The organism is Salinivibrio socompensis S35 (assembly GCF_000513715.1).
Taxonomy (GTDB): domain Bacteria; phylum Pseudomonadota; class Gammaproteobacteria; order Enterobacterales; family Vibrionaceae; genus Salinivibrio; species Salinivibrio socompensis.
Window position 1 is genome coordinate 1 of record NZ_AQOD01000240.1, and the last position, 951, is coordinate 951.

General features: G+C 45.8%; 1 protein-coding gene. It reads left to right on the forward strand.

The genetic code is table 11. The features are described 5' to 3' along the window. Positions 1-76 precede the first annotated feature (76 nt). Positions 77-951: IS110 family RNA-guided transposase (locus tag DZ54_RS0117345; protein ID WP_025675497.1), on the forward strand; the 875-nt coding region annotated here is incomplete at its 3' end.

Here is a 951-nt window from a genome sequence, read left to right on the forward strand (position 1 = left end):
TTCTTTTGTTCTAATACATTGAATGGTATCCAAGCACCTGTTTTCAGTGATGCTGTATGTACAAGGGTAGTGATAGATGCATTATATCGGTATTGATGTCAGTAAAGCCAAACTCGATTGTTGTTGGTTGCGTGACGCGGAAAAAAACAAATTCAAAACCAAAGTATTTAAGAATAATGTGGCAGACAGCAAGGCCTTAGACATCTGGCTTACAAGTCTGACCAAAGCTGCTCCCAGTGAGATTACCGTGTTGATGGAAGCAACCGGTATCTACCATGAAAATCTTGCTCATTATCTTTTTGAGCGCGGTTATCAGATCTGTGTTGTTAACCCGGCCCGAACCAAAGAGTTTGCATCCAGTCTGGGCAACACTCACAAGACGGATGCCAAAGACAGCCAGATATTAGCTCTCTATTGCCACAGAATGCATCCTGAACACTGGCAGCCGGAGCGCCCGGAAATTCGTGAATTGAAAGCACTTCTGGCACGCTTAGAAGCGTTAGAAACAGATTTAAATCGCGAGGCTAATCGCTTGGAGAAAGCTGAGTTTAACTGCTCGTCAGAGCGTGTCATTGGGTCATTAAACCTGATGATCGAACAGCTTAAAGCGGAGAAAAAGCGACTTGAAAAAGATATCGACAACCATATTGGTCGCTATCCACAGTTGAGAAAAGACCGCCAGTTGATGGAAAGCATTCCGGGTGTAGGGCCGATAGTCTCCCGTTTAATGCTTAGCGTGCTGCACAGCCGTTCATTCAGAACAGCGGGGCAAGTTGCTGCATTTTTAGGGTTAGTACCCCGCATACAGCAGTCTGGACAATGGAAAGGCCGTAGCCGTCTAAGTAAAAAAGGGCCCGCTAATGTCAGAGCAAAGCTGTATATGGCGGCAGTTGTTTGCTTGAGATATAACCCGGATATCCAGCACAATGTCGGCGGCAGCCTAACTGGAAA